General features: G+C 37.6%; 18 protein-coding genes. 9 read left to right on the top strand and 9 right to left on the bottom strand.

The features are described 5' to 3' along the window. The first annotated feature begins 4 nt into the window (after positions 1-4). Positions 5-1,582 carry a serine hydrolase gene (locus AAKU52_RS05100; RefSeq protein WP_354330929.1) on the top strand — a complete coding sequence of 526 codons (1,578 nt, stop codon included), beginning with the start codon at positions 5-7 and terminating at the stop codon, positions 1,580-1,582. On the opposite strand, the gene AAKU52_RS05095 is transcribed toward AAKU52_RS05100, so the two are convergent. The 4 genes from AAKU52_RS05095 to AAKU52_RS05080 all read right to left on the bottom strand — a co-directional run bounded on the left by AAKU52_RS05095 (position 1,579) and on the right by AAKU52_RS05080 (position 10,037). Beyond that, positions 1,579-4,890: a PAS domain S-box protein gene (locus tag AAKU52_RS05095; protein WP_354330927.1), complete on the bottom strand. Its 3,312-nt coding sequence runs from the start codon at positions 4,888-4,890 to the stop codon at positions 1,579-1,581. The genes AAKU52_RS05100 and AAKU52_RS05095 overlap by 4 nt on opposite strands. A gap of 286 nt (positions 4,891-5,176) precedes the next feature. After that, positions 5,177-6,289, bottom strand: coding sequence for a PepSY-associated TM helix domain-containing protein (locus tag AAKU52_RS05090; RefSeq protein WP_354330925.1), 1,113 nt, complete (start codon positions 6,287-6,289; stop codon positions 5,177-5,179). Between the two features lie 19 nt (positions 6,290-6,308). Continuing rightward, on the bottom strand, positions 6,309-8,510 hold the full coding sequence (locus AAKU52_RS05085; RefSeq protein WP_354330923.1) for a TonB-dependent siderophore receptor: 2,202 nt from the start codon (positions 8,508-8,510) through the stop codon (positions 6,309-6,311). Between the two features lie 270 nt (positions 8,511-8,780). Further along, a complete protein-coding gene (locus AAKU52_RS05080; RefSeq protein WP_354330921.1) occupies positions 8,781-10,037 on the bottom strand; it encodes an MFS transporter in 1,257 nt (418 codons plus the stop codon). 597 nt (positions 10,038-10,634) lie between these two features. On the opposite strand from AAKU52_RS05080, the gene AAKU52_RS05075 reads away from it, so the two are divergent. From AAKU52_RS05075 to AAKU52_RS05050, 6 genes are all read left to right on the top strand, one after another. Then, entirely contained in the window at positions 10,635-11,090 is a 456-nt protein-coding gene (locus AAKU52_RS05075) for a rhodanese-like domain-containing protein (RefSeq protein ID WP_354330919.1), read from the top strand. A gap of 86 nt (positions 11,091-11,176) precedes the next feature. Beyond that, positions 11,177-11,959, top strand: a complete 783-nt coding sequence (locus AAKU52_RS05070) for a 3-keto-disaccharide hydrolase (RefSeq protein ID WP_354330917.1) — start codon at positions 11,177-11,179, stop codon at positions 11,957-11,959. A gap of 127 nt (positions 11,960-12,086) precedes the next feature. Continuing rightward, the gene (locus AAKU52_RS05065) at positions 12,087-13,265 is read left to right on the top strand and encodes an acetyl-CoA C-acyltransferase (protein ID WP_354330914.1); all 1,179 of its coding nucleotides are present in this window, start codon (positions 12,087-12,089) and stop codon (positions 13,263-13,265) included. Between the two features lie 155 nt (positions 13,266-13,420). Further along, entirely contained in the window at positions 13,421-15,061 is a 1,641-nt protein-coding gene (locus AAKU52_RS05060; RefSeq protein WP_354330912.1) for a peptide MFS transporter, read from the top strand. Positions 15,062-15,096: 35 nt separating this feature from the next. Next, the gene (locus AAKU52_RS05055; protein WP_354330910.1) at positions 15,097-16,635 is read left to right on the top strand and encodes a peptide MFS transporter; all 1,539 of its coding nucleotides are present in this window, start codon (positions 15,097-15,099) and stop codon (positions 16,633-16,635) included. 102 nt (positions 16,636-16,737) lie between these two features. Continuing rightward, positions 16,738-17,472, top strand: coding sequence for a polyprenol monophosphomannose synthase (locus AAKU52_RS05050; protein ID WP_354330908.1), 735 nt, complete (start codon positions 16,738-16,740; stop codon positions 17,470-17,472). 38 nt (positions 17,473-17,510) lie between these two features. On the opposite strand, the gene AAKU52_RS05045 is transcribed toward AAKU52_RS05050, so the two are convergent. Genes AAKU52_RS05045 through proS form a run of 3 tightly spaced genes read right to left on the bottom strand, consistent with a single transcriptional unit; the run spans position 17,511 to position 21,043 of the window. Beyond that, a complete protein-coding gene (locus AAKU52_RS05045; RefSeq protein WP_354330906.1) occupies positions 17,511-18,377 on the bottom strand; it encodes a TIGR02757 family protein in 867 nt (288 codons plus the stop codon). A gap of 6 nt (positions 18,378-18,383) precedes the next feature. Then, positions 18,384-19,523 (bottom strand): cystathionine gamma-synthase, encoded by a 1,140-nt coding sequence (locus AAKU52_RS05040; RefSeq protein ID WP_354330904.1) that lies wholly within the window; start codon positions 19,521-19,523, stop codon positions 18,384-18,386. A gap of 47 nt (positions 19,524-19,570) precedes the next feature. Next, positions 19,571-21,043 (bottom strand): proline--tRNA ligase, encoded by a 1,473-nt coding sequence (gene proS, locus AAKU52_RS05035; RefSeq protein ID WP_354330902.1) that lies wholly within the window; start codon positions 21,041-21,043, stop codon positions 19,571-19,573. A 104-nt stretch (positions 21,044-21,147) separates the two neighbouring features. Between proS and AAKU52_RS05030 the strand changes: the two genes are divergently transcribed. Together AAKU52_RS05030 and AAKU52_RS05025 are read left to right on the top strand one after the other, a co-directional pair. Next, entirely contained in the window at positions 21,148-22,038 is an 891-nt protein-coding gene (locus AAKU52_RS05030) for a hypothetical protein (RefSeq protein WP_354330900.1), read from the top strand. Positions 22,039-22,062: 24 nt separating this feature from the next. Continuing rightward, positions 22,063-23,589, top strand: coding sequence for an OmpP1/FadL family transporter (locus AAKU52_RS05025; protein WP_354330898.1), 1,527 nt, complete (start codon positions 22,063-22,065; stop codon positions 23,587-23,589). Positions 23,590-23,699: 110 nt separating this feature from the next. On the opposite strand, the gene AAKU52_RS05020 is transcribed toward AAKU52_RS05025, so the two are convergent. Then, complete coding sequence (locus AAKU52_RS05020; RefSeq protein ID WP_354330896.1) at positions 23,700-25,499, bottom strand: UbiD family decarboxylase; 1,800 nt, start codon at positions 25,497-25,499, stop codon at positions 23,700-23,702. 298 nt (positions 25,500-25,797) lie between these two features. Continuing rightward, entirely contained in the window at positions 25,798-26,277 is a 480-nt protein-coding gene (locus AAKU52_RS05015; protein WP_354330894.1) for a Dps family protein, read from the bottom strand. Positions 26,278-26,382 lie beyond the last annotated feature (105 nt).

The following is a 26,382-nucleotide window of genomic DNA, read 5'->3' as shown; positions in this document are numbered from 1 at the left end:
ACTTATGAAATTTATATCATTCAAAAACACCCTGTATTTATCTATCCTATTTTCACTTGCAGCAGCAACAACAATAAATGCACAAGTACTTACAGCGACACAAATTGACAGTTTGGTCAATAAAACCTTAGCGACATTTAATGTTCCGGGTATTGCCGTTGGCATTGTGAAAGATGGCAAACTTATCCATGCCAAAGGATATGGCATCCGTTCTATAAAAAGTAAGGCTAAAGTAGATGAAAACACATTATTTGGCATTGCCTCAAATAGCAAGGCCTTTACTGCTGCAGCATTAGGAATGTTGGTGGATGAAAATAAAATTACCTGGGATACCAAGGTAACCGATATTATTCCTGAATTTAAATTGTATGATGCCTTTGTAACGCAAGAGTTTACTATTAGAGACTTGTTAACGCACAGAAGTGGATTGGGGCTGGGGGCAGGAGATTTAATGATTTGGCCAGACTCCAGTAAAGTCACAAAAACACAGTTGATCCATAATTTACGGTACCTAAAGCCTGTATCTTCCTTCAGATCGCAATACGATTATGATAATTTAATGTACATCGTTGCCGGTGATATTGTAACCCGCATTGCAGGAATGCCTTATGAAGATTTTGTGGAAACTAAAATTATGAAACCTTTAGGCATGACCAAAACCGCTGATTCCTGGTATCGTTTAAAAGACAGAAGCAATATTATTGAAGGACATGCTCCCATTGATGACCGCTCACTGGTCAACGTTGGATTAAGCTTTACTGAACTAGCCAATCCGGCAGGCGGAATATATTCCAACATTACCGATATGAGTAAATGGGTAATGGCGCAAATCAATGAAGGTAAATACGGGGAGAACCTCAGCAAATCACTGTTCAGCAAAAAAGTACATCAAGAAATGTGGACCCCTCAAACTATTATTAAAGGCGGCTCACCTTATAATACACACTTCAGCAGTTATGGTTTAGGCTGGTTCCTCAGCGATGTGAATGGTTATTTCCAGGCATCACACACAGGTGGCCTTGCTGGAATTGTTACCCAGGTTACCATTTTACCTGAATTAAAATTAGGGATAATTGTTTTAACTAATCAACAATCTGGCGCTGCCTTTACGGCCATTACTAATTCAATCAAGGATGGCTATTTTGGAATAAAAAATAAAGACCGCATTAAACAGTTAAATGATTCAAGGCTTTCTAGTGAAATTAAGGCGAAAGCAATTACCGATAAAGTGTGGGCAGATATTGCTGCACAACAACAAGTAACAACAGAAAAAACTGCTTTACCAGGTGTTACAGGAATTTATAGAGACCCCTGGTTTGGCGAAGTTAGCCTAACAGAAAAAAACGGTGGCCTTTATTACACCTCTAAAAACGCACCAAAACTTCAAGGTAAAATGTTCTATTATAAAGGAAATACTTTCATCGTAAAATGGAACGAAAGAAGCCTCAAGGCTGATGCTTTTGTTACTTTTACCTTAAACCATGATGCTAAACCTATTGGCTATAAAATGGAAGCCATATCTCCTTTGACAGACTTTAGTTTTGACTTTCAGGATTTAGATTTCAGCAGAGTAAAAGATTAAGTAAGTGGAAACACAAGTGTAAATGCTGTCCCGTTGTTTACTTCACTTGTTATAGTAATTTTACCACGTAAGGTTTCCACTTGTGTTTTTACCATAAACAAACCCATTCCCTTACCTTCAACATGGTCATGGAAGCGTTTATACAAGCCAAATACCTGCTCCCCTTTTTTGTCTAAGTCTATACCCAATCCATTGTCTTTATAGTAAATCACCAACTCCCCATTTACACAACTCGTTTTTATTTCAATTAATGGTCGTGTATTGAGTTGACGGTATTTTATACTGTTAGAAATGAAGTTAAAAAATATACTCTGCATATAACTTTTTAGCGTAAAATATTCTGCAACTTCATTAAAATCAGTAGCTATAGAAACTTGCGACTCTCTAAATACATTTTGTATGCTTAATCGGATATTATCAATTATTGCTTCAAAATTTACCGTTTCCATTTTTTCATTAATTTCATTTTTGACCTTTAATATCGTATTAAGGTCAATAATAGTTTCATCAAGAAGTTTTACTGAGACGGATAAGGATCCATATAATTGCTGCTGTACTTCGGGTGTATGCGAATCATCTTTCAACACCTCTACTAACCCCATGATGTTTGCTACCGGAGATCGTAAGTTATGTGAAATAATATAAGAAAACTGCTCTAATTCTTTATTAGAAATAACCAGTTCCTTGGTGTATTTTTCAAGATTTTCATTCAATTCAAGCACCCTTAAATTTGCTAATTTACGCTCGGTTACGTCTCTTAAATAGACTGACAATCCATTGGCCGAAGGATAAGCAGTTACCTCAAACCAACAATCAGGCTTATCATAATAGGCTTCAAAATCCTTGATGGCATCTTCCTGAACAGCTTTATGGAAAGGAATATAAAAGGGTGAAGCCTTAGGGTCTGCAAAAATAGTCCATAAACATTCACCTATAATATCCCCTTTAGCAATATCCAACAGTTTCTCTGCATGTTTATTCCAATAAGTCACCACCCAATTTTCATCAACCGTAAAAAAGGCATCACCGATACTTTCCAGTACGGTCTTCTTTTCTTCAAAAGCTTTCAGGTCATTAATTTCTGCTCTTTTCCGGCCATCAATATCCTGCAAACTTCCATAAAATTTAATGATTTGGCCATTCAAGACTTCTGGCTCCCCAATAACTCTGACCCAGCGCTCATTTCCTTTTGATGTAATAATCTCAAATTCCAAATCTATAGAATCGCCTGTTGAAATCGCATTATTGAAAGCAGCCTCCACAGCCTTCTTGCGTTTTTCAGTTTTACAGAAATCAAACATTTGCTCAAGAGTTGGAATATAGTCAACATCAACTTCATGAATTTCTTTGGTAATAGCCGACCAATAGAGTTTCTTAGTGAGCAAATTAAACTCATAACTACCAATTCTGGCAAGGCTATTGGCTTTACTCAAAAGGTCTGCTAATTTCTTCTTTTCGGTAATGTCCGAAACCATTGTCAAGGTTCCTTTAAAATTATCGCTGTCATCAAATAAGTAATTAGATGAAGCGCTAGCCAAAATAATGTTTCCACTTTTCGACGTAAATTTAACATCGAGTTGTCCGGGCACCACTCGCTCTTCTTGACCTATGAAACAATAAATACTTCTACCATGCATTTCTTCAGGTGAATATTCCAAAATAGCACACATTTTTTTGTTCACAAAGGTGGTCTTACTATTTTCATCCAGCAGCCAAATACCTTCCTGCGAAGTTTCAACAATCTGCCTGTATCGGCTCTCACTTTCTTCTATTATTTTGCGTGCCTCAACTTCTTTGGTTACATCTACTATAAAAAAGAAAATGCCTTGAATATTATCTTCTGCATCTCGATAAGGCTGGTAACTCAAATTGATATAAATATTTTTTAGTTTGGCAGTTGCTTCATCATAAATTGTTGCAAGCTTTTCATAAGCATTGATGGTCTTGCCGGTCAGGTATACTTCATCCAACATTTCCAAAAACCCCTGGTCAGTTATTAAGGGCAACACCTCTTTCACAGATTTACCTATGATATCAATTTTACCAATTAATTGCAGATAAAGTGGATTTGCTAATTTAAATACATGATCAGGCCCTATTAAAATTCCTATACTTGTAGGGGCCTGCCGAAACAGGTCATTAAAACGCTTCCTTTCGGCTTCAAATGATTTTTCTAACTGCTTCATTTCTGAAGCATCTTTAGCTCTGGCATAAATCAGGTTAGCTGTTTGATCATATCTTGCTGACCACAATAAAGGGATTATTCGACCATCCTTATGTACACAACGGTTTTCAAAAATAGTTACAGGATTACCTTTTATAACATCCTGATTTACTTCAATTGTACTTTCTACATCTTCAGGAATAACAAAATCTATTAAATTTTTTCCAATTAATTCAGCAGGTGTATAACCCAAAGTAACCATTACTGTTTCGTTGATATTTACAATAACCCCTTTTACATCAATCGTACAGATAATATCAAAAGAAGAAATCATTATTTTTTCAAGTTCATTCAATGTCTGTTTTAATGCCTTATTACTTGACACCAATTTCTGCTCGGCTAATTTCCATTCCGTAATATCCCTGCAATTGGCTACAATACCATTAATATTTGCATCATTCAGCCTATTGGTAATTGTTGATTCTATCCATTTCCAACTGCCATTTTTATGCTTAAACCTACACACTTGCTTTTCCATGGCTTTACCAGGTGCAGCAAAACATTGTGCCAATATGCGGTCCGCTTCAACTTTGTCTACCGGATGTATCAATCCATCCCTGCTTATTTTTATAGCCTCCGCTGCTGTATAACCTAAAATACGTTGAACAGCTTGAGAAGTGAAAATGGGAAGAAAAGTTGAATTGAGAATAACAATCATATCCTCATCATTATCTATGATAGCACGAAAACCATTTTTTTCCTGCTCCAGCTGAAATTTCTGTAAAGAATTTTGAATAGCAAAAGGCAGGCGACTCAATCTGTCTTTAATAAGATAATCAGCAGCTCCTTTTTCAAATATTTTCGCAACAAATTCATCAGATAAGTCATCAGTTACAATAAGGAAAGGAATACTGTTTCCAGTTTTGCAAAGAGCAGACAATTCATCTAAAAAATCAAAAGAAGGAAGGTGAATAGCAGCAAGAATAATATCTGGTAAAAATTCTTTTATTGCAACGATAAACTTTTCCTTGGTTTCCACAACAAGAAGCTCAAAATCCAGCTTACTTCTACTTAAAACCTTATTAACCTCCGCAGCATCAGCTAGTGAAGCTTCAAGATGTATTATTCTAATTTTCCTTACCATGATTACCCCAATCCATCAATGCAAACCATCTCAGTTCACTTTTAGTTTTGAAAGATAGTTTCAATTATTGAGTTTAAAACAATTTTTATATTTTTTTTTAATCCCATTACTTGAATGGAATTAGGTTAAAAACCTAAACAGTGTTAATTACTGTGGGTGCAAAAGTAAATATTGATTTCACCTCCTAATTAGCAGGTATTTGCCAGGTCGTTGATAGGTCTATTTGACCTACCATCGACCTGCCATCGACCTACCAACGACCTACCAAGGACCTACCAACCCTAATTTATCTATAAACTTTCACCCTTTTATTTTTGCGGCCAAGCCACATGATCATTCCGGTTATGGGTAAGCTGGCAGCGATTAAACTGGCAAAAAATGCGAGTATTTTTCCTGGCAAACCAGCAATTGAACCAACATGGATATCATAATTCATACGGTAAAGTTTATCGGCCATGCTGGCATTGGCTATTTTTCCGAAACTGTGCAAAACTTCAATTTCTTTGAGTGTATGCTGATCAAAATACCTATAGTCTGATTTCCAGTAGGTTGTAGGATCAGGATTTTTAGCAATCTCAATAGCAGATTTTTCATCTTCTGGTACATGAACATCAAGGCTTCCTTTAAACGTTGGATCTTCAATGAAAAAACGTTGCCACAATACATCTGCGGCAGCAGCATTGACACCATTTACCCTTACTGCCGTGGTATCAGAATATGTTTCCTCAAATTGAGTGAGTGATTTACCGCCCGAGCTAACGAAATAAACCCCATTAGAAAACCATTGAAAACCCATTACCATACCGCTCAGCGCTATAAAAATGATAATCCAGGTCATGTAAAAACCCAGAACATTGTGTAAATCGTAATTTATCCTGCGCCATTTTGCATTCCATTTTATGGTAAATCGCTTTTTACTGGCAGCCTTATTTTTAGGCCACCATAAAATGAGCCCTGATATTAACAGGAGCACAAAAATTAAAGTGGCGCTGGTTAATATCAATTGACCGCCATGCTGAGGTAACCATAAATAATAATGTCCGTTGATGATGAACCTAAAAAAGTCACTACTCATATCTTTCACCTTTAATACTTCGCCAGTATATTGGTTTATAAAAACGATGTAATAATATGGAGGGTCTAATTGAAAATAAACCACATGGGCACTTCGGCCAGCTTGATAATTAATGCTATGTGCTTTTTTACCCGGTAAAGCCAGGTCGGCAATTTTTTTAAGCTGCGTTGGAGCTAACTGTTTTTGATTTTGGTTTTCTGTAAAGCGATAAGGCTGTGTAAAGTCTTCGATTTCTCTTTCAAAAGCTAGGATACAACCGGTTATGCCCAAAAAAAACACCAAAAGCCCGGAAATCAATCCGAGCCATAAGTGTAACCATCTCATTGCTTTTTTAAAAGTCATATTAGAATTTATAAGCCATACTTAAGCGATAATTACGTGGCGCTTCCACCTGCCAGGAATAATAGGCCGGAGATGCATAACTTTGAAAACCACCATCATAGAGGTATTTATTAAGGATATTATTAATATTGGCAGTTAGCTTAAGTTTACCAGCTTGCCAGAATGCACCCCCATCCAGGCGGAAATAATCAGGTAATGCAGCTGTTCCATTTTGTCCGCCCCAAGTCCAACTGTCGCGGTCTGCCTGTAAGCTGAAACCGGCAGAAAGACCTGCACCTTTTAATGCACCCGTTTGTATTTTATAATTTAACCAAGTATTGATGTTGTGTTTGGCATAACCCGGGATGCGATCGCCGGCTTTAATTGCGGTTACACCTTCGGTCGTGTTTTTAACTTTTGAATCTGTATAGGCGTAATTGGCAATCACATCAAGACCTTTAAAAAGCTCTCCCTTCATGTCAAATTCTATTCCTTTGGCTTCGCTTTGTCCTAAAACAACAGAAAAAGATTCAGTTCCTGCATTTTTGGGATCAGCTGTTAAATCGTTGTTTTTTAAGATACGGTATACACTTAAGGTGGTATTCCACTTGCTTTTAAACCAATCTTTTTTAATACCGAACTCTAAGTTATTACCTGTTATAGGTTTAACGCTGCCCCCATTTCTTAAGAAACCTGTCTGTGGCACGAAGGATTGATCGTACAGGGCATAAACGGAGGTTTGTTTATCAATAGAAACACTCAATCCCAACCGGGGAGTAAAACGTTTAGCTTCTTCTGCTGGGGCACCATAACTGGATTGCTTAACATAAGTAAAGCGGCCGGCAAGGGTTAATCTTAAGGTATTATCCCAAAATCCAAGTTCATCCTGAACATACAAACCTGTATAAGCCTGGTTAATGGTACCACCAGCACCTGCTCTTTGCGACAATGGCGTAATGCGATCCCATACCGGATAACCATTTGTTGGATTTTGATAGCCGGCGAGGAAAGGCTTAAAAGGTAATGTTGCCAAATCCAATTCGTGGTTTTGACCCCAGTCGGCCTTATATTCTTTATTACCCAAATCTAATCCGCCAAGAATACGGTGCCTTATTTTACCAGTGCTCACCTCTCCATTTAAAAAGAGCTGACCAAACCTGGATTCATTACTGGCATCCCAAATACTTGCATTACGAATAATGGTACCATTTGGATTAACGGTTGAAGGCCATAAATTTGCACCTTCTTGTTGATAATTGAAATAAGCCAGCTGTGCGGTAAGCTTCCAATTTGGGTTTAAATCATGTTGTAAGTTCAAAAACAAACTTTGGTCATCAATGTTGGTCGGTTCCATACCCGGGTCTGTAGTCGTAAAATTCCGGTCTAAGGATCCATAGCCTGCAGGCGAAAAAGAATAGAAGGACCCTAAATCCGACATCTTCGCGTGTTGGTAAGTATATTCTGCAGTTAAAGTCGTTTTTTCATCAATTTTATAACTAATTACAGGCGCAATGGAATACCTGTTATTGAACTCATAATTACGAAATGACTTCTTATTTTGCCCCATCAGGTTAAGTCGGTATAACAATTTACCTGCTTTATCGGCTTTGCCATCCAAGTCTAAAGTAGTCCGGTAAAGGTCGAAACTGCCGAGGGTGAAGGTCGCTTCGCCGCCAAAATCTCTTCCTGTTGGTTTTTTAGTGACTACGTTATAAATACCACTGGGCTCACCATTGCTCATTAAAAAACCTGCCGGACCTTTAACAAATTCTATGTGGTCAACAAAACTCAAGTCTTCACTTAAAGGGCCCCAGTTTGAAGTTACATTGACACCATTTCTAAAAGCCGCCATTCTTGATCCCCGGGTGTTAACACGAGTGTACATATCTGCCCAATGGTTTAAACGAGTTAAGCCACTTACATTTTTTATCAAGCCATCGGCCATACTAATCACTTGCTGATCGGCCAGGAGTTGTGAGTTGATGATCTGAATATTTTGTGCTGCCTCTAATAAGGGTTCATTAAGGCGCAAGGAATTTGAAGGCTGATCTGATTTGTATTTATTTTTTTTACCTGTTACAATTACCTCTTTTAATTTATGCAGGTTTTTGACCGAAGTAGAATCTATAGTCTTTTTGACCTTGGGCTCCTGGGCATGAACAAAGACAGTTATTACTAAAAAAAAACTGAACAAGGCCAGTTTTTGGAGTACTTTTTTATTCATATTCTTACTATTATTTAAAATTGTTCTAAATTAAAAACAAAGAAAGGATAAAGAATTTACACTTGCAAGTTATTTTTAATTAATCTAAATAAGAATATTACACTTAAACATTTATATATTTAATTAGCTATAAAACAGCAGGTTAATTATAAAAATCAATACTTATAAATTTGATTTCTAGGAAATTAAGGATAGTAATTAAGGAACTAGATTGGGAGAGCCTATCATTTTATGGAAAAATTAGTAACTGTAAAATGAAGAAATAGCAGTTTATACTGTTTTTGCAGCAATAGCAATTTGATTTTGAAGGCGCAAAATTTTTTCCTTCTTTAACCGTAAAAAACGAAAAAGCAGGAGCCCAATCAGGAAGGTAATAATTCCTTGTATCATCACGGTGTTGGGCGTACCAATCCATTCGGATAGGAGTCCAACAAGTAAACCGCCTATTGGCTGCATCCCGAAAAAGGCCATGGCATAAAAACTGATTACCCTACCCCTCATTGCAGGATCGACGGTGGTTTGAATCAAAGTGTTGCTAATGGTAATTTGCGACATCATACCAAAACCGGAGATTGCAGCAAACACAAGTGCCATTGGATAGTAGGTACTGTGAGAAAACAAGATTAAGCCTACTCCAAATATTAAAGTATTAATGGCTAATATCTTTTTAAGGTCTTTGCCTGATTTCAGGGAAGCCAGGAAAATTGCTCCTAGAAAAGCACCCAAACCAATAACGCTGTCAATTACTCCAAAGGTGGAGGCAGTACCATTAAAAATGTCTTTTGCATAAACTGGAATCAGCGTACTGAAAGGCAATACAAATAAGCTTACCAAAGCTAACATCAGGAGGATAAAAGCAATAGATGGCGTTTTTTTGATGTAGACGAAACCTTCCTTTAATTCGCCGTAAACATTCATAGTCCGGCGCTTGGCAATATACTTGGGCAGTTTCATCATTAACAGCGACCCTATAACGGCAATAAAACTGAAGGCATTGAGGCCAAAACAAACATCTTCTCCAAATTTCTCCAATGCCAGACCAGCAATTCCAGGGCCTATTAATCTGGAAAGGTTAACCATAGAAGAGTTTAATGCCAGGGCATTGGGCAAATCTTTTTTATCTTCTACCATTTCATAGACTAAACTTTGCCTGGCAGGAACATCAAAAGCATTAATTAAACCCAGTAATGCACTTAAGGCAATAATTTCCCATACAGCATAGTCCTGAAAAACAATTACTAAGGTCAGTAAAATTGCTTGTGCCATTGAAGCTACCTGAGTAACCAACAAGACCTTATAACGGTTGTAGCGATCGGATACAACACCACCCAGGAATGAAAATATAAAAGAGGGAGAAAGGCTTGCGAAAAGTGTTAAGCCCAACATAAACTGTGAGTTCGTTTGAGAATAGATGACCCAGTAAACAGCAGTTTTTTGCATCCAAGTACCAATCAGCGAAATAGATTGTCCGGCAAAATACAACCTGTAGTTTCTATTTTTAAATGCGCTGAAGGTACTGATATCCATAAGTATAGTCCAATACTATTTTAATGTTGTATTTTTTAAAAAACCGGGTTAATACAAAGGTACATTAAATCTATTTACTAGACCTCAGGCTTCTAATTTGCCGCTTCATAATCCATATAAAATATTGTTTAAAAGCGCTAAAAAAGCCGCCTATCCCATTTGGCTAAAGTAGCGCCTCCTGGAAAACAATTGTCTAAGAGCTCAAATAAAGTAAGTTTTGGATATGGAGATTTTTGAACAGCTGTTTAAGGTAAAATAGATTCGCTAAGTGTTTGATGTTAAAAAGCTTCCCTGTGTTTTATAGCTGGACTTTCCCTTATCATAATTGAAAATGGGCCATTGTCTTTCCATAATTGAGCTGTTTTAGGTTAAAAATGAATAGATGAAACTATTTAACACAAAGGAATACGGGCATATTTAAACTTAAATTAGGAGTTTTTAAAATTGGCCCACAATTATTCTGTTGCTTTAAAAATAGGAGAAAAAAAATATCATTCAAAAAGCAATAGACTGAACTTTAATATGCCTTGCCTATTCAAGCTGCATAATGTACCTTTATGTTATTATAAAATACAAGTATTACAAAAATCTAATCCAATGAAAAATTATTTAAAGTTTCTATTATTCTTGTTTTTAGTAATTCCTTTAGCTAACGGTACAGCTACAGCTCAATCTTTAGGTAAAGAGGAAATATGGAATAAAAATCAGCTCATCGAGCCCTCAGCATTAATGGCTTTATTGAAAAGCCCTTCTTCAAAAAAGCCGCCTATATTTAACATTGGTTTTGTGAGCGATATACCAGGATCTAAAAATTTGGGGGCCGCTAGAGATAAAGCTGGACTTGATAACCTGAAAAAAGAAGTCAAAAACATTTCAAAGGATAAATTAGTGGTAATTTATTGCGGCTGCTGTCCTTTTAAAAACTGCCCAAATGTTCGTCCTGCCTACGACCTTTTAAAATCGTTAGGTTATAACAATACTAAAATCATAAACTTACCGACAAGCCTGAAGGCAGATTGGATAGATAAAGGCTATCCGGTTAAAAAAAAATAAATTAGAAAATTGAACCATGATGTAGTTTGTTATATATATTACTAAATTAACCAAATAATAAATTAAAAACTAAAAGAATTCAATATATGAAATTACAAAGCGTAATGTTAACTACTTCCCTATTTTTGGTTGGAATGGGAATGGCAAATGCACAACAACAGGAAGCCAAACATGAGGATACTGAATTTTACACTCCTGTACCCAAAGTGGTTACTCCAGCAATAACACCCACTGCAGCTCCTTCTGATGCTATTGTACTTTTCGATGGTAAAAACCTTGATCAATGGGTGATGGTTGAAAATAAATCAGAGCCTGCAAAATGGAAAGTTAAAAATGGGGTGTTTACCGTAGATAAAAAAACCGGAAACATAGAGACAAAACAATCTTTTAATAATTATCAATTGCACTTAGAATGGCTTATACCTGCAAATATTACTGGAGAAGGGCAAGCAAGGGGTAATAGCGGATTGTTCCTGGCTTCTTTAGGTAAGGGCGACCTCGGTTATGAATTACAAATCCTTGATTCTTATGAAAACAAAACCTATACCAACGGCATGGCAGCGAGCATTTATAAGCAAACTACCCCATTATTTAATGCAGCTAAAAAACCCGGTGAGTGGCAAACCTATGATGTGATCTGGACTGCACCAACTTTTAATGCAGATAGCTCGGTAAAAACCCCAGCAAAAGTTACCTTATTGTTCAATGGTATCCTGGTTCAAAATAATTTTCAATTGAAAGGCCCAACGCAATATGTTGGTCAGCCGTCATATCAAAAAGCTCATGGGTCATCTCCAATAAAACTACAGTCGCATGGTGACAAAAGTGAGCCTATTAGTTTTAGAAACATCTGGATTAGAGAACTCTAATAGCCAATACCTCTGTTACTTTTATAAATACAAATGATCTTGCATTACCTTGAGCAAAATGTAAAAGGAACAAATTATACGTTGATCTTCATTTTCTAACTTTGCCCCATTAATTATAAAATTACGAATGAAAGAAGTAGTGATCGTTTCAGCAGTTAGAACTCCCATTGGGAGCTTCGGTGGTGCTCTAGCTAGTTTTTCTGCCACTCAATTGGGTGGGATAGCTATAAAAGCGGCTATAGAAAAAGCTGGTATCAAACCTGAAGATGTTCAGGAATTATATATGGGAAATGTTTTGTCGGCAAACCTCGGACAAGCACCCGCTACACAAGCTGCAAAACAAGCAGGACTTCCAGATTTACCAGCAACCACTATCAATAAAGTTTGTGCCTCAGGTACAAAGGCAATTATGTTAGCTGCCCAAAGTATTGCACTTGGGCAAAACGATATTGTTGTTGCCGGTGGTATGGAAAGCATGAGCAATGTGCCCTATTATTTAGATAAAGCACGTAATGGCTATCGTTTAGGCCATGGTCAGCTGACTGATGGTTTAGTGAAAGATGGCCTTTGGGATGTTTATAACGACTATCACATGGGTGCTGCTGCTGAACTTTGTGCAACAGAATGTAACATCAGTCGTGAAGATCAGGATACTTTTGCTATTGCATCGTATAAAAAAGCTCAATCTGCACAGCAAACTGATAAGTTTAAGGAAGAAATAGTGCCTATAGAGGTTAAAGACCGTAAAGGGGACATCACTTTTGTTACTCATGATGAGGAACCTTTCGCTGTAAAATTTGAAAAAATAACGGGATTAAAGCCTGTTTTCAAGAAAGATGGAACAGTAACCGCAGCAAATGCGTCTACATTAAATGATGGTGCTGCTGCTTTGGTATTGATGAGTGCAGATAAAGCAAAAGAACTTGGATTAAAGCCATTAGCAAGAATTTTAGCTTACGCAGATGCACAGCAAGCTCCAGAATGGTTCACTACTGCTCCCGCTAAAGCCATTCCTTTGGCCTTAAGCAGAGCAGGCTTAACGCTAAAAGAAGTCGATTTCTTTGAAATTAATGAGGCCTTTGCAGTCGTTTCTCTAGCAAATAACCAATTATTAGCGCTCGACAACGAAAAGGTTAACATTAATGGTGGGGCTGTTGCATTAGGTCATCCATTAGGTGCCTCGGGAGCCAGAATTGTGGTTACACTACTTTCTGTGCTTGCTCAAAATAATGGAAAAATTGGTGTTGCCGCAATTTGTAATGGTGGTGGTGGTGCCAGTGCCATCGTAATTGAGGGTTTAAACTAAGTATATCTGCTTTATTATATGGAAGCAAAGCTCTCCAGGCACATGTAATTAATTCAGGATGAAGGCCTGAGATTAAAAACTTGGTAGTTTGCTTCCATGTTATTATCTTGCGCGATACTTATACTTCATTATTACATAAAAAACCAATAAAGTCAATGGCTGAAACAACGAAAACGCGGCACCCAAAAGGTCTGCCCGTTTTATTTTTTACGGAGATGTGGGAGCGTTTTGGCTACTACCTCATGCTCGGTATTTTATTGCTTTATTTAAAAGACCCTAAAGGTGGTTTTGGCTTTGACAATAGGGAGGCAGCAGATATAGTGGGTACCTACCTAGGCCTTGTTTATTTAACCCCATTTATAGGTGGTTTAATAGCAGATAGAATTTTAGGTTACAGAAAATCTATTATTATGGGTGGCTTATTAATGTCTGCAGGATATTTTTGCCTCGCTTTCCCTTCCATAGAAATGTTTTGGCTAGCCGTAGTATTTATTGTTGTCGGCAATGGTTTCTTTAAACCGAACATCTCCACCCTATTGGGTAATTTATACTCCACACCAGAAAACAAAGCTTTAAAAGATTCGGGATACAATATTTTTTATATGGGTATTAACCTGGGTGCTTTTATCTGCAATTTCGTTGCAGCTTATATGCGTAATGAATATGGATGGGGATATGCGTTTGGTGCTGCTGGGGTAGGCATGTTTTTAGGTATTATCTGGTTCATAATAGGTTCAAAACATATTAAACATGCTGATGTAATGAAACCTGCAAACCCAGAGGACATGTCTGTTAGTAAAGTGATGTGGCTGGTAATAGTTCCAATGTTTGTTTTCGGTATTGCAGGCTGGTTTATTCCAGGTAATATTTTTGGATCTGATTCAACTGATGCTTTTATTATTGCTTGTATTCCGGTTATCTCCTTCTATATCAATCTATTGGTAAAATCAAACAAGGAAGATAAATCTCGTATCGGGGCACTTTTAGCTATCTTTGCTGTAGTAGTTGTTTTTTGGGCAGTTTTTAAGCAAAACTCGTCTGCATTGACCAATTACGCAGAGACTTATACCGACCGACAAATCGGCGATAAAACGGCTAGTTTCGTCCAGCCTTTTGGAATGGTAGTAGAATTGACTACAAAACAGGATTCCTTACCAAAACATGATCCTTTTTTCAGGGTTCTAAAAGATGCTAATGGAGAGAAAATCATGGAGGTGGCACCAGATCCTTATTTCCAAAACTTAAAAAAGGCCGATTGGCCGAAGGAAAATGAGCCTATTAAGTTGATCTCAACAGAAATATTCCAATCGGTAAATCCTTTCTTTATCATTTTACTTACCCCGCTGGTCATTTCCTTATTTAGTTTTCTTAGAAAAAGAGGTAAAGAACCATCCACTCCTGCAAAGATTGGCTACGGCTTGTTAATTACTGGTCTATCTACTGCAATCATGTCATTCGCAATCTATTCAACGGATATTACTTTAGAGAAATCGTCTGCCTGGTGGTTAATAGCATCCTATGCGGTAATAACCGTTGGTGAGTTGTTCCTTTCTCCTATTGGTTTATCCTTGGTTTCAAAAGTAGCTCCTGCCCGTTTAACTTCTTTAATGATGGGGGGCTGGTTTCTGGCTACCTCTATAGGAAACAAACTTTCTGGTGTACTTGCTTCCCTATGGGATACTTATGAACAGAAAGCTAACTTTTTCTGGATCAATTTTATTGCCTGTATATTAGCTGGTCTTGTGATATTCGCCATGTTAAAATGGTTAAGGGGAATTATTAACAAACACGCTTAACTTTTAAACTAATTTATTACATAAAATAAAATTATATGGATCAATCTAAAATCCTGAAGCCTGAGGAGTTTAACGCTTCTTCGAAAGGCCACCCTAAAGGATTATACGTTTTGTTTGCAACGGAAATGTGGGAACGTTTCAACTATTATGGCATGCGGGCCATTTTAGTATTATTCATGACAAAGGCCTTGCTTTTTGATAAAGCTTTTGCTTCTAATCTTTATGGTAGTTATACGGGTTTAGTTTATTTAACTCCATTGATTGGTGGTTTTGTTGCAGATAGGTATTGGGGAAATCGAAGATCCATTATTACAGGTGGTATTTTAATGTCGTTTGGAAATCTATTAATGTTTGCCTGCGCTTCCATGTATCAAACCAATATGGAGATTTCCATTTTCTTTTTCTTTTCTGGATTAGGATTTATGATTGCAGGGAATGGGTTTTTCAAACCAAATATCTCTTCGATGGTGGGGCAATTGTATCCCCCCAATGACAGGAGAATTGATGCTGCCTACACTATTTTCTATATGGGCATTAATGTTGGTGGTGCTTTAGGACCATTTATTTGCGGTTATTTCGGTGATACTGGAAACCCTCTTGATTTTAAGTGGGCATTCCTTTGTGCAGCTATCGCTATGGCCCTTGGTGTAATTGTTTTCGTTTATTTAAAAGACAAATATGTTCGCCACCCAAATGGTGAACCGCTGGGAATGTCGCCTGTAAATCCTGATGCTAAAAAAACTAACCCTGTATTGGTTTATCTTGCCTTACTAGCTTTTGCAGCAATTTGTGTAGGTATGCTTTATATCGATGCACAGGTTTACAGTTATTTAAGTTATTTATTAATCGTAGCCGTTGTGGGTATTGGTTACATGATATTTGCTGATAAAAAACTCAGCGTTGTAGAGAAAAAGAAAATCTCGGTCATCTTTATTCTTGCTTTCTTTGTGGTCTTCTTTTGGAGTGCATTTGAACAGGCTGGTGCCTCGTTAACATTCTTTGCTGAAGAGCAAACCCAACGTGATTTAGGATTCTGGACTGTTCCAGCAAGTTGGTTCCAGTCTTTAAATTCTATATTCGTGGTTGTATTCGCTCCTTTATTTGCCTGGTTATGGATTAAACTTGGCAAAAGAGAGCCTTCAGCACCTACAAAAATGGCCCTCGGATTAATGCTGTTAGCCGTAGGTTATTTCGTTATTGCCGTAGGAATTAAAGAAATTGGTACAGGTGTTAAAGTAAGTATGATCTGGTTAATCGGGATGTACGCCTTTCATACCTGGGGAGAATTATGCTTATCGCCAATCGGCTTGTCGCTGGTAAACAAATTATCACCTGTAAAATTTGCTTCTTTATTAATGGCGGTTTGGTTTTTGGCAAATGCTGGAGCGAATGTGCTTGCAGGAAAGTTAAGTTCTTTATATCCTGATGGAGCTAAGGTGACTAATTTTGCTGGCTATGAAATGCATAACCTAAATGATTTCTTTATGCTCTTTGTATTTATGGCCGGTATTGCATCAATCATCTTGTTTGTGATGAGCAAGTGGCTGCAAAAAACAATGAATTCTACCACATAAGATTCATCTTTTGAAATAAAGCCCGCAGGAATAGTTACTCCTGCGGGTTTTTTAATTTTTATTCAATACTTTTGAATGTTATTTACCTCATAAAATTAATACGTGTCAGATAGTTTAATCATTATTCCTACCTATAATGAAAAGGAAAATATAGAAAAGATCATTAGAAAAGTCTTCTCTCTTGACTTTCCTTTTGAAATCTTAATTATAGATGACGGTTCCCCTGATGGCACTGCTGAAATTGTTAAAACCTTGCAGCCAGAATTTTCTGGCAAACTTCACCTCGAGCAAAGAATTGGTAAATTAGGTCTGGGTACAGCTTATATACATGGTTTTAAATGGGCAATTAGTAGAAAATACGCCTACATTTTTGAAATGGATGCCGATTTTTCTCATCATCCGGATGACCTGATTAAATTGAGGCAGGCTTGTGTAAACGGTGCTGATGTTGCTATTGGATCGAGGTATGTTAATGGCGTCAATGTAGTGAACTGGCCTATGAGTAGGGTGCTCATGTCGTATTTCGCCTCCATGTACGTGCGTTTAATTACCCGCATCGACATACAGGATGCCACTGCAGGATTTAAATGTTACCGCAGAATTGTGTTAGAGACAATCCCGCTAAACAAAATTAAGTTTGTAGGTTATGCTTTTCAGATTGAGATGAAATTTACAGCCATACAATATGGTTTTAAAGTATTAGAGGTTCCTATTATTTTTACAGACCGTACAGAAGGCGTTTCAAAAATGAGCACAAGAATTTTCAGGGAGGCATTTTTTGGTGTCATTCAAATGAAGATAAGCAGTTGGTTCAGAAATTATGAACGCAAGGCTTAACCATTATTTAATAGCATTAAAATTCACTATAGGTAAAGTTAAAATTTTTCTTCAACGCCTAAACCAAATAAAGCAAAATCATATTTAACAGGATCTACCGCATCAAACAACCTCAGCTCTTTAGTTAATTCTACAGCAGTTTGCCAATCGGTTTGCTTTCTAGAAATCAAATTCAGCCGGCGTGCTACACGGTCTACATGAACATCGCAAGGACAAATCAAATCTTTCGGTTTTAAAGTCGTCCATAATCCAAAATCTACACCACAATCATCCTTCCTTACCATCCACCTTAAAAACATATTTAACCGTTTACAAGTAGATTTTTGCAAGGGTGATGAAACATGTTTAATGGTTCTCCTTGGGAAATCTTCCAAGCTAAAAAAGTAAGACCTGAAATGATTAAGTGTTTGTTCAATTTCGAAATTTGGTTTGCTAAGCTCATTTGCAAAACAGGCACTAGAAGCATAAGTAAAATTTTCAGCTACAGGCGCACTTAAATATTCTTCTCTAAATGGCGAGGAGCTCAAATGCTTTGGTATGAAGGCAGTTTCAAGGCTATTTGAATTTTGATAATGTGCCTTAAAAAAAGCCACAAAATACAAAAGGTCAGTATCATTGAAAGTACGGTGTTTAAACCCTAAAAGCGACTTTAAATCATCATCAGTATGCTGCAACATAAACTGATAAGGCGCATTATCCATTCTTTCGAACAGCTCAGTGCATTTGTTGATGATCGTTTTTCGTTGTCCCCAAGCTAAAATTGCCGCAAAAAATGCGGCAATTTCAATATCTTGTTTTATTTTAAAGCGGTGTGGAATACAAACCGGATCGTTTTCAATGAAAACAGGCCGGTTGTATTGTGCAACCTTTAAGTCTAAAAAATCTTTAAGTTCAAGGAATTCCAATGAATATTATTTAAGTGCCTGTTCTAAATCAGCCAATAAGTCATCGATATCTTCAACACCTACACTTAGACGAAGCAAGTTATCTGTTACCCCTACTTTTTCGCGTTCTTCTTTAGGAATAGAACCATGGGTCATACTGGTAGGGTGGTTAATTAGGGATTCCACACCACCTAAAGACTCTGCTAAAGTGAAAACCTTAAAAGATGAAGCTACACGGTAGGTTTCTTTCAAATCAGCACCTTTTAAAGTGATAGAAACCATACCACCAAAACCACGCATTTGTTTTTTTGCTATGTCATGATTAGGATGGTCTTCAAATCCAGGCCAGTAAATTTTATCTATTTTAGGATGATTCCTTAAGAAACGAGCAACCTTCTCCCCATTTTCACAATGCGCTTTCATTCTTAAGTGCAATGTTTTAATTCCTCTTAACACTAAAAAGGCATCTTGAGGTCCAGGAGTAGCACCACAAGCATTGTAAACAAACCAAAGGTCTTTGTAGAGCTGGTCGTCGTTTACCAACAAAGCACCCATCACTACGTCAGAGTGACCACCAATATATTTAGTTACCGAGTGCATCACAATATCAGCACCCAAATCTATTGGATTCTGCAGGTATGGAGATGCAAAAGTATTATCTACTGCAAGTATTAAATTATGCTTTTTTGCTATTTTCGAAACCCCTTCAATATCTACAATTTGCATTGTAGGGTTTGTAGGTGTTTCAATCCAGATTAATTTAGTTTTATCTGTTAGATGAGGTATAATATTTTCAGGATTAGAAAGGTCAAGAAAATGAAACTTGATACCGTATTTTTGATATATTTTAGTAAAAATGCGATAAGAACCACCATAAAGGTCGTTTCCAGTAATCACTTCATCACCAGGCTGTAACAATCTTAAAACTGCATCCGTCGCCCCCATTCCACTAGAAAAAGCTAAACCATATTTTGCATTTTCTAAAGCAGCTAAACAACTTTCAAGCGCTTTTCTAGTCGGATTTGTTCCACGAGAATATTCAAATCCCTGGTTATCACCAGGCGACTTTTGCCAATAGGTAGAAGTTTGATAAATGGGTGTCATTACTGCTCCAGTACTTGGATCAGGTTCTTGACCTGCATGAATAGCTTTTGTTGCAAATTTCATAGTTATTATTTTATTTAATAAAAACAGCTAACTGTTTTATAATTCAATTAATAAGCGCGTGCAAATAAAACACGTTGGGTAGAAGGCTTCCCAGAATAAACACAAACACCATCTTCTTGTTTGTTATTTAATGGTATACACCTAATGGTAGCCTTGGTTTCTTCTTTTATTTTTTGTTCCGTTTCTGGTGTACCATCCCAATGTGCAGAAATAAATCCACCTTTGCTATCCAAAAGCGATTTTAATTCATCATAAGAATTGGCTTCTGTAATGTGTTCATCCCTATAATTTGCGGCTTTATTATAAATACTGGTTTGAATAGCATCAAGCAATTGCGGGATATAAATTTCCAATCCTTCCTGCATTACCGTAAATTTTTCACGGGTATCTCTTCTGGCGATTTCTACGGTTTTATTTTCCATATCTCTTCCACCTATGGCCATACGTATTGGTATACCTTTAAGTTCATACTCTGCAAACTTAAATCCCGGACGCTGTGTGTCTCGGTCGTCATATTTAACCGTTATACCCATGCGTTTAAGTTTAGGCATCAATTCATCAACAAAGGAGGAAATATTTTTAAGGTCTTCATCGCTTCTGTAAATAGGGACAATAACAACCTGTATAGGGGCTAAATTTGGTGGCAACACTAATCCGGCATCATCACTATGTGCCATAATCAATGCGCCAATTAAACGGGTGGAAACACCCCATGAAGATGCCCACACATGCTCCACTTTGCCTTCTTTACTAGTAAACTTAACATCAAATGCTTTGGCAAAATTTTGTCCGAGGAAATGAGAAGTACCTGCTTGTAATGCCTTTCCATCTTGCATCAGTGCTTCGATACAATACGTGTCTAAAGCACCAGCAAAACGCTCATTAGCTGTTTTTTTACCTTTTACAACAGGCATGGCCATGTAACTTTCGGCAAAATCAGCATAAATATCCAGCATGCGTTCGGTTTCTTCAACAGCTTCTTGTGCGGTAGCATGAGCAGTATGCCCTTCCTGCCATAGAAACTCTGCAGTTCTTAAAAACAACCTGGTCCGCATTTCCCAGCGCATTACATTTGCCCATTGGTTAATTAATAAAGGTAAATCTCTGTAAGATTGAATCCATCCTCTATAAGTATTCCAAATAATAGTTTCAGAAGTTGGTCTGATAATCAGTTCCTCTTCCAATTTTGCTGTTTCATCAACTACCATATTGCCAGCACCATCGTTTTTTAGACGATAATGTGTCACAATTGCACATTCAGTGGCAAAACCTTCAACGTGCGAAGCTTCTTTAGAAAAATATGACTTTGGAATGAGGAGCGGAAAATAGGCATTACTATGTCCGGTATCTTTGAATTTCTGGTCTAAAATGGCTTGCATTTTCTCCCAAATCGAGTAACCATATGGCTTTATAACCATACAACCCCTTACATCGGAGTGATCTGCAAGGTCTGCCTTTATAACAATGTCGTTATACCACTGTGAATAATCGTCGTTTTTGCTTGTAATACCTTTGCTCATAAGTATGTGGAACGTTTTTTGTGTTAATTAAGTTGTATAGTAGTCTACAAATTTATAAATTTATAGCTATAAAAATTGCAACACACACAAACAATTCAAACACGATGAAACCGATCCGATTATTTACCAGTCTGCTGGCAGTAGCAACGGTGGCTTTGGCTTCTTGTTCAGTCCCTAGGCTGGCACAAGAAAATAATAACACAGATGATGTCTATAATTCCGTTGCTCAGGCACAGGAATATGTACAACCTGCCCCACGTCAATCTTCTCAATATAACGATAATTCTACACAGGATAACGATTATGGCTATAGTGATCCTTATTATGATATGGATTACTCTTCCCGTATTAATAGGTTCTATTATGGAAGTCCTTTCAGAAGCTATTATGACCCTTTTTATTTTGATTCTTATGGTTACAACAGTTTTTCACCATGGTACTCTTCCGGATTTTCTATGGGATTTGGTTTTGGCATGGGAAATTCATTTTTCGGTAATTCCTGGAATAGACCTTTTTATGGTTGGGGAATAAACTCTCCTTATTTTGGTTGGAACCCTTATTTCGGTGGAGGCTTGTATGGAGGTGGTTATTATGGTGGCGGCTTTTATGGCGGTGGTTATTATGGCGGTGGTTATGGTAACAACTTAAGTGGCACCATTAATTACGGACCAAGACCTGACAGAGGAAGAGAAAACAACACTGGCTATTCCTCCAGATCAGCAACAGGAAATTACATTGGCCGTGGGGCAACAAGATCAACTAACGGCATCATGTCTACAGACAGAAGTCGCGCAGAAAGGTATAACCCTGGGCGTGCCAACACTACTAATCCTGATGCTACAGGAAGAATAAGCCGTCCTTCACAAAGCAACAGGCCACCTACAAGATCCAATACACAATCAAGACCAAGCTATTCCCCACCTGCTTCCAGTAACAATGGCGGTAGCTCACAAGGTGGCGGAGGCAGAAGCCAAAGAGGCGGAAGCAGAAATTAATTTAATAAGGCACACCCAATAAGAATGAAAAAATTTATAACAATTCTTGCATTAGCTATGGTAGCTCATACAGGTGTAATATACGCGCAATACTCAGGAGATGCTTTACGGTTTTCGCAATCCAACCACGGGAGTTCTGCCCGTTTTAAAGGATTAGGAAATGCTCAGATCAGCTTAGGTGGAGACATTAGTTCCATAAGTGGCAATCCTGCAGGTTTAGGAATGTTTACCCGTTCAGAATTTAGCTTTACCCCAGAGTATAACAATACCATGTCTGAGGCCAGTTACCTTGGACAAAGAACTAATAGCAATCAGGACAAGGTTAACTTAAATCAGGCTGGAATAGTTTTTTACAATCCTTCAGTAAGAAATAATGGTTCAGACCTTAACAAAGGAGTGCTTAGTTTTGTATGGGGAATTGGATACAATAGAAATAATGATTTTAGTGCCAACCACGCTTATGGAGGTACTAATTCACAGAATTCTATCGGCGACTTTTTTGCACAAGATGCTACACTTACTGGCTTATCAAATAACCAATTAGCTACAGGAACATTAGCGCGAATGGCTTATGATAATTTTATGATTGATGAGGTTAGTTCGGGGAATACAGCCAAATATGAAAAAGCTACTAGTTTAAACAACCAACAGGCTTATAACCAGGTTAGGTATGGTTCCACTTCTGAAATCAACTTCTCCGGTGCAGTAAATATTTCTAATCAATTATATATTGGTGCTTCAGTTGGATTAGTCAGTGTTCGTTATGGCTATGATTCCCACTTTACTGAAAATGGTGTTTCAACTTTAAACCCGGTGCTTGTTCCTATTCCAGGTGATCCTGTAGCAGGCGATAGTTACGACCTTTCTTACCGACAAAGTCAGACCACTGATGGTGCTGGTATAAATGGTAAACTTGGATTAATCTTTAAACCCGTTAATGCCGTTAGGATTGGTGCTACTTTTCAAACACCAACCTGGTTACACTTCGAGGATGTTTACTCTGAAGTGTTAGACACTCGTTTTGGTGGTAACACCTTATATTCCAACGATCCTGGTACTGATGTTTTTCAGTACAACCTTAGAACTCCTTATAAAGGATCTGTTGGCGCAAGTGTAATCCTTGGAAATAGCGGTTTATTAACCGCTGATGTTGATTATGTTGACTATTCTTCGATTAAATTCAGCAATGCAGCGAACAACTACGCACCAACAACCATCTCTAATAATAACCTGGATGTGAAAGATTTCTATACCAGTGCTATAAATTACCGTGTTGGTGGTGAATATAAAATTGATCAGTTAACATTAAGAGCGGGATTTGGATTAAATGGAACGCCTTATAAAGATGACGACAAGAACTTATTTGAAACTAAATTTTATAGTGGCGGTATAGGTTACAAAGTAAATCAATACTATATTGATTTAGCTTATCAGCGTGCAGAAACAAATAACACTTTTAGTCCTTATGTATTAAATGATTTTTCTGAACCGGTTGCTGATGTTAAACTCAACAAAAACAATGTTTTCTTAACGTTTGGAGTGAGATTCTAAAAAGCAAAACTAATTGTTTATTAATGCTTTAATATTCAAATAAGCAACTTAAAAAACACTGTTAATTATAAAACAAAACCCCGGCTTTTTTAAAGAGCCGGGGTTTTGTTTTATAATTTAAACCTGTTGATATTCTTTTCTACATCCGGATCCTTAATTAATTCCGATGCGTGGTGCGGTTTCTTCCTGGCATCAATAAGCAATGGGCCGGTGCAACCCCAATGCTTGTATTTGGTAAAACTCCCAACCCCATCAATATCGGTTGCTGGATTACTTCTTGTAAAAGTTATCCAAACCAAATTATTGATATCCTTAGCAGCAAAGCTTGCGTCATCACAAACTACAATTAAAGCTATCCCATCCAGATCAAACCCTTGAAGCTCCTCTTTTAAGGCATTAATTTCCTGCTGAGCGGTAAATGCGTTAACATAAGCAGGACATTGAAGGGTTAGCACCCCGGGCATAGCCAGGTAACACGCTTCTTTTGGTTTAAAATTAATCGGTAATGCATTGACTAACTCTCTTTTTAAAGGACCTGCAGCAGCTAGAACGAGTTTAGAGCCGCTATTCAATCCTTCGCCACTGTAATCAAGCGTATCAATTGTTGTTTGTGTATAAAAATGCAGGTCCCTGGAGTAATCTATACGCTCCAGGATATGCTTTAAAAATGCTATTATTGCATTAGTGCTGAGGCTTTCGTTATCTTCTCTGGCAGCAATGAAAAGGTATTTCGCCAAACTCAGTTGGTTCTTTCCCAAAATGTGATTGGCAATAGTCAGTATTTCCTGAGGTCTACGCTCTTTTAAAAAAGGGGTGTATCTTTCACTGCCAATGGCAAATAGCAAAGGGTGTACGCCTGATGCATCTACGGCATTCACCTCTTTTAGTCCATGGATCTCCTGAGGAATTGCCGCGCCGGTGATTTCATGAATCAGGGCACCAAAACTGGTATCCTCTTGTGGTGGCCTGCCCACCACTGTAAATGACCAAATAGCATCCTGGCGATGGTAGACATTATGGACCTTCATTAAAGGAAATGGATGCGTTAAACTGTAATAACCCAAGTGGTCACCAAAAGGACCTTCAGGTTTATTTTCATGCGGATAAACAGTACCCGTGATGATGAAATCTGCATCTGCAGAAATACAAAAACCTTCCTCGTCATAGAAATACCGGAAACGCCGGTTCCCTAAAGCACCAGCAAAAGTCATCTCCGACAATCCTTCGGGCAAGGGCATTACAGCGGCTAATGGGTGCGCTGGTGGCCCGCCGACAAATATACTAACTTTTAAAGGCTGCCCTTTGGCATTGGCTTTTGACTGGTGTACGCCAATACCTCTGTGGATCTGGTAATGTAGGCCAATCTCTTTATCTTTTATATAATCATTTCCTCCTAATTGTATCCTATACATACCCAGGTTGGCGTTTAGCACACCAGGCTTATCAATATCTTCGGTATAAACCTGGGGCATAGTAATGAAAGGCCCTCCATCCATTGGCCAATTTACAATTTGTGGTAAAGCACTAATGGTGGTTTTCTGGAAAGCAGCTTTAAATAAACTTTGTTTTAAAGGCAAGGCCGAAATTGCTGTTAAACCTGCTCCGGCAAATTTGAAGGGATTTTTGACCGCCTTCATCGGATCTGAACGTAGACCAACCAACTGCTGTACGTTAGCTAGGCTATCGCGAAACATAAACTTAGACCTTTCAAGGGTTCCAAACAAATTAGATACTGCAGGAAACTTACTTCCCTTTACCTTTTCAAACAAGATGGCAGGACCTTTTTGTTCATATACCCGCAAATGGATGGCCGCCATTTCCAGGTAAGGATCTACTTCTTCTTTGATGCGCAGTAAATGCCCATGTTTATCTAAATCGGCAACACAAGCTGCTAAACTATTATATCCCATTAAAATCAAAGGTATTAAAGAATTCTTGGTTTATACTAATGTGGTCTGGATTAATGCCTTTTTCCCTTTCACCCCGAGGTAACTATTTTTACTAAATATATTCAACAATAACCAATTATGTTTTACCAAGGTTTGGCAGGTCGTTGGCAGGTCCTTTCTAGGTCGTTGGTAGGTCCTCGCTAGGTCTAAATGACCTGCAAAGGATAAGGTAAGGACCTGCCAACGACCTGCCAAAAAAAATGGCTGTCACCCATGAGTAGGGTGACAGCCATTTTAAATTATAATATTGTATTGCTATTTATTTTTTATTTGCGAATGAACGCAACATCCATGTTGTTTTTTCTTTGAATTGCATAAAGCGATTCACCATATCATTAGAACCATCGTCATTGACTTCTTCAGTAGCCACTAAAAGCGCTCTTTCCATTGAAATCAATTCAGACATATCATCAAGAATAGCATCTACTAAAGCCATGTCGCTCATACCAATAGTATTAATCTCTTTAATGCTGGATTCTTTAATATAATCCTGAAATCTGCTATGAGGTGGCTTTCCCAAAGTAAGTACACGCTCCGCAATTTCATCAATAGTAAGTTGAGCATTGGTATAGAGCTCTTCAAATTTAACATGTAAAGTAAAGAAATTCTGTCCTTTAATATTCCAATGGCAACCTCTTAACTTCTGGTAATGAATATGATAGTTTGCAAGATATTCGTTAAGCATGTCAACAATAGGTTTTACTTCTTTCTCATTCAAACTTATTTTTTTAGCGTCCATATTTTTCTTTTTGTTTTAAATATAATACTAAAACAACTATCTTTTGATATGGTTTTAAATAAAATAATATTGGATACAATACACTAGCTAAATTCCCGTTTTCTA

The sequence above is a fragment of the Pedobacter sp. CG_S7 genome (genome assembly GCF_040544395.1).
Classification (GTDB): domain Bacteria; phylum Bacteroidota; class Bacteroidia; order Sphingobacteriales; family Sphingobacteriaceae; genus Pedobacter.
The sequence above is the reverse complement of the archived record's forward strand: the minus strand, read 5'-3'. Positions and strand labels throughout refer to the sequence as shown.

Coding starts and splice junctions, on each gene's coding strand:
- AAKU52_RS05040 (WP_354330904.1), bottom strand. CDS start 19,523: ATGAAATTTGCAACAAAAGCTATTCATGCAGGTCAAGAACCTGATCCA.
- AAKU52_RS05030 (WP_354330900.1), top strand. CDS start 21,148: ATGAAACCGATCCGATTATTTACCAGTCTGCTGGCAGTAGCAACGGTG.
- AAKU52_RS05095 (WP_354330927.1), bottom strand. CDS start 4,890: ATGGTAAGGAAAATTAGAATAATACATCTTGAAGCTTCACTAGCTGAT.
- AAKU52_RS05060 (WP_354330912.1), top strand. CDS start 13,421: ATGGCTGAAACAACGAAAACGCGGCACCCAAAAGGTCTGCCCGTTTTA.
- AAKU52_RS05070 (WP_354330917.1), top strand. CDS start 11,177: ATGAAATTACAAAGCGTAATGTTAACTACTTCCCTATTTTTGGTTGGA.
- AAKU52_RS05100 (WP_354330929.1), top strand. CDS start 5: ATGAAATTTATATCATTCAAAAACACCCTGTATTTATCTATCCTATTT.
- AAKU52_RS05080 (WP_354330921.1), bottom strand. CDS start 10,037: ATGGATATCAGTACCTTCAGCGCATTTAAAAATAGAAACTACAGGTTG.
- proS (WP_354330902.1), bottom strand. CDS start 21,043: ATGAGCAAAGGTATTACAAGCAAAAACGACGATTATTCACAGTGGTAT.
- AAKU52_RS05075 (WP_354330919.1), top strand. CDS start 10,635: ATGAAAAATTATTTAAAGTTTCTATTATTCTTGTTTTTAGTAATTCCT.
- AAKU52_RS05025 (WP_354330898.1), top strand. CDS start 22,063: ATGAAAAAATTTATAACAATTCTTGCATTAGCTATGGTAGCTCATACA.
- AAKU52_RS05055 (WP_354330910.1), top strand. CDS start 15,097: ATGGATCAATCTAAAATCCTGAAGCCTGAGGAGTTTAACGCTTCTTCG.
- AAKU52_RS05020 (WP_354330896.1), bottom strand. CDS start 25,499: ATGGGATATAATAGTTTAGCAGCTTGTGTTGCCGATTTAGATAAACAT.
- AAKU52_RS05090 (WP_354330925.1), bottom strand. CDS start 6,289: ATGAGATGGTTACACTTATGGCTCGGATTGATTTCCGGGCTTTTGGTG.
- AAKU52_RS05085 (WP_354330923.1), bottom strand. CDS start 8,510: ATGAATAAAAAAGTACTCCAAAAACTGGCCTTGTTCAGTTTTTTTTTA.
- AAKU52_RS05065 (WP_354330914.1), top strand. CDS start 12,087: ATGAAAGAAGTAGTGATCGTTTCAGCAGTTAGAACTCCCATTGGGAGC.
- AAKU52_RS05015 (WP_354330894.1), bottom strand. CDS start 26,277: ATGGACGCTAAAAAAATAAGTTTGAATGAGAAAGAAGTAAAACCTATT.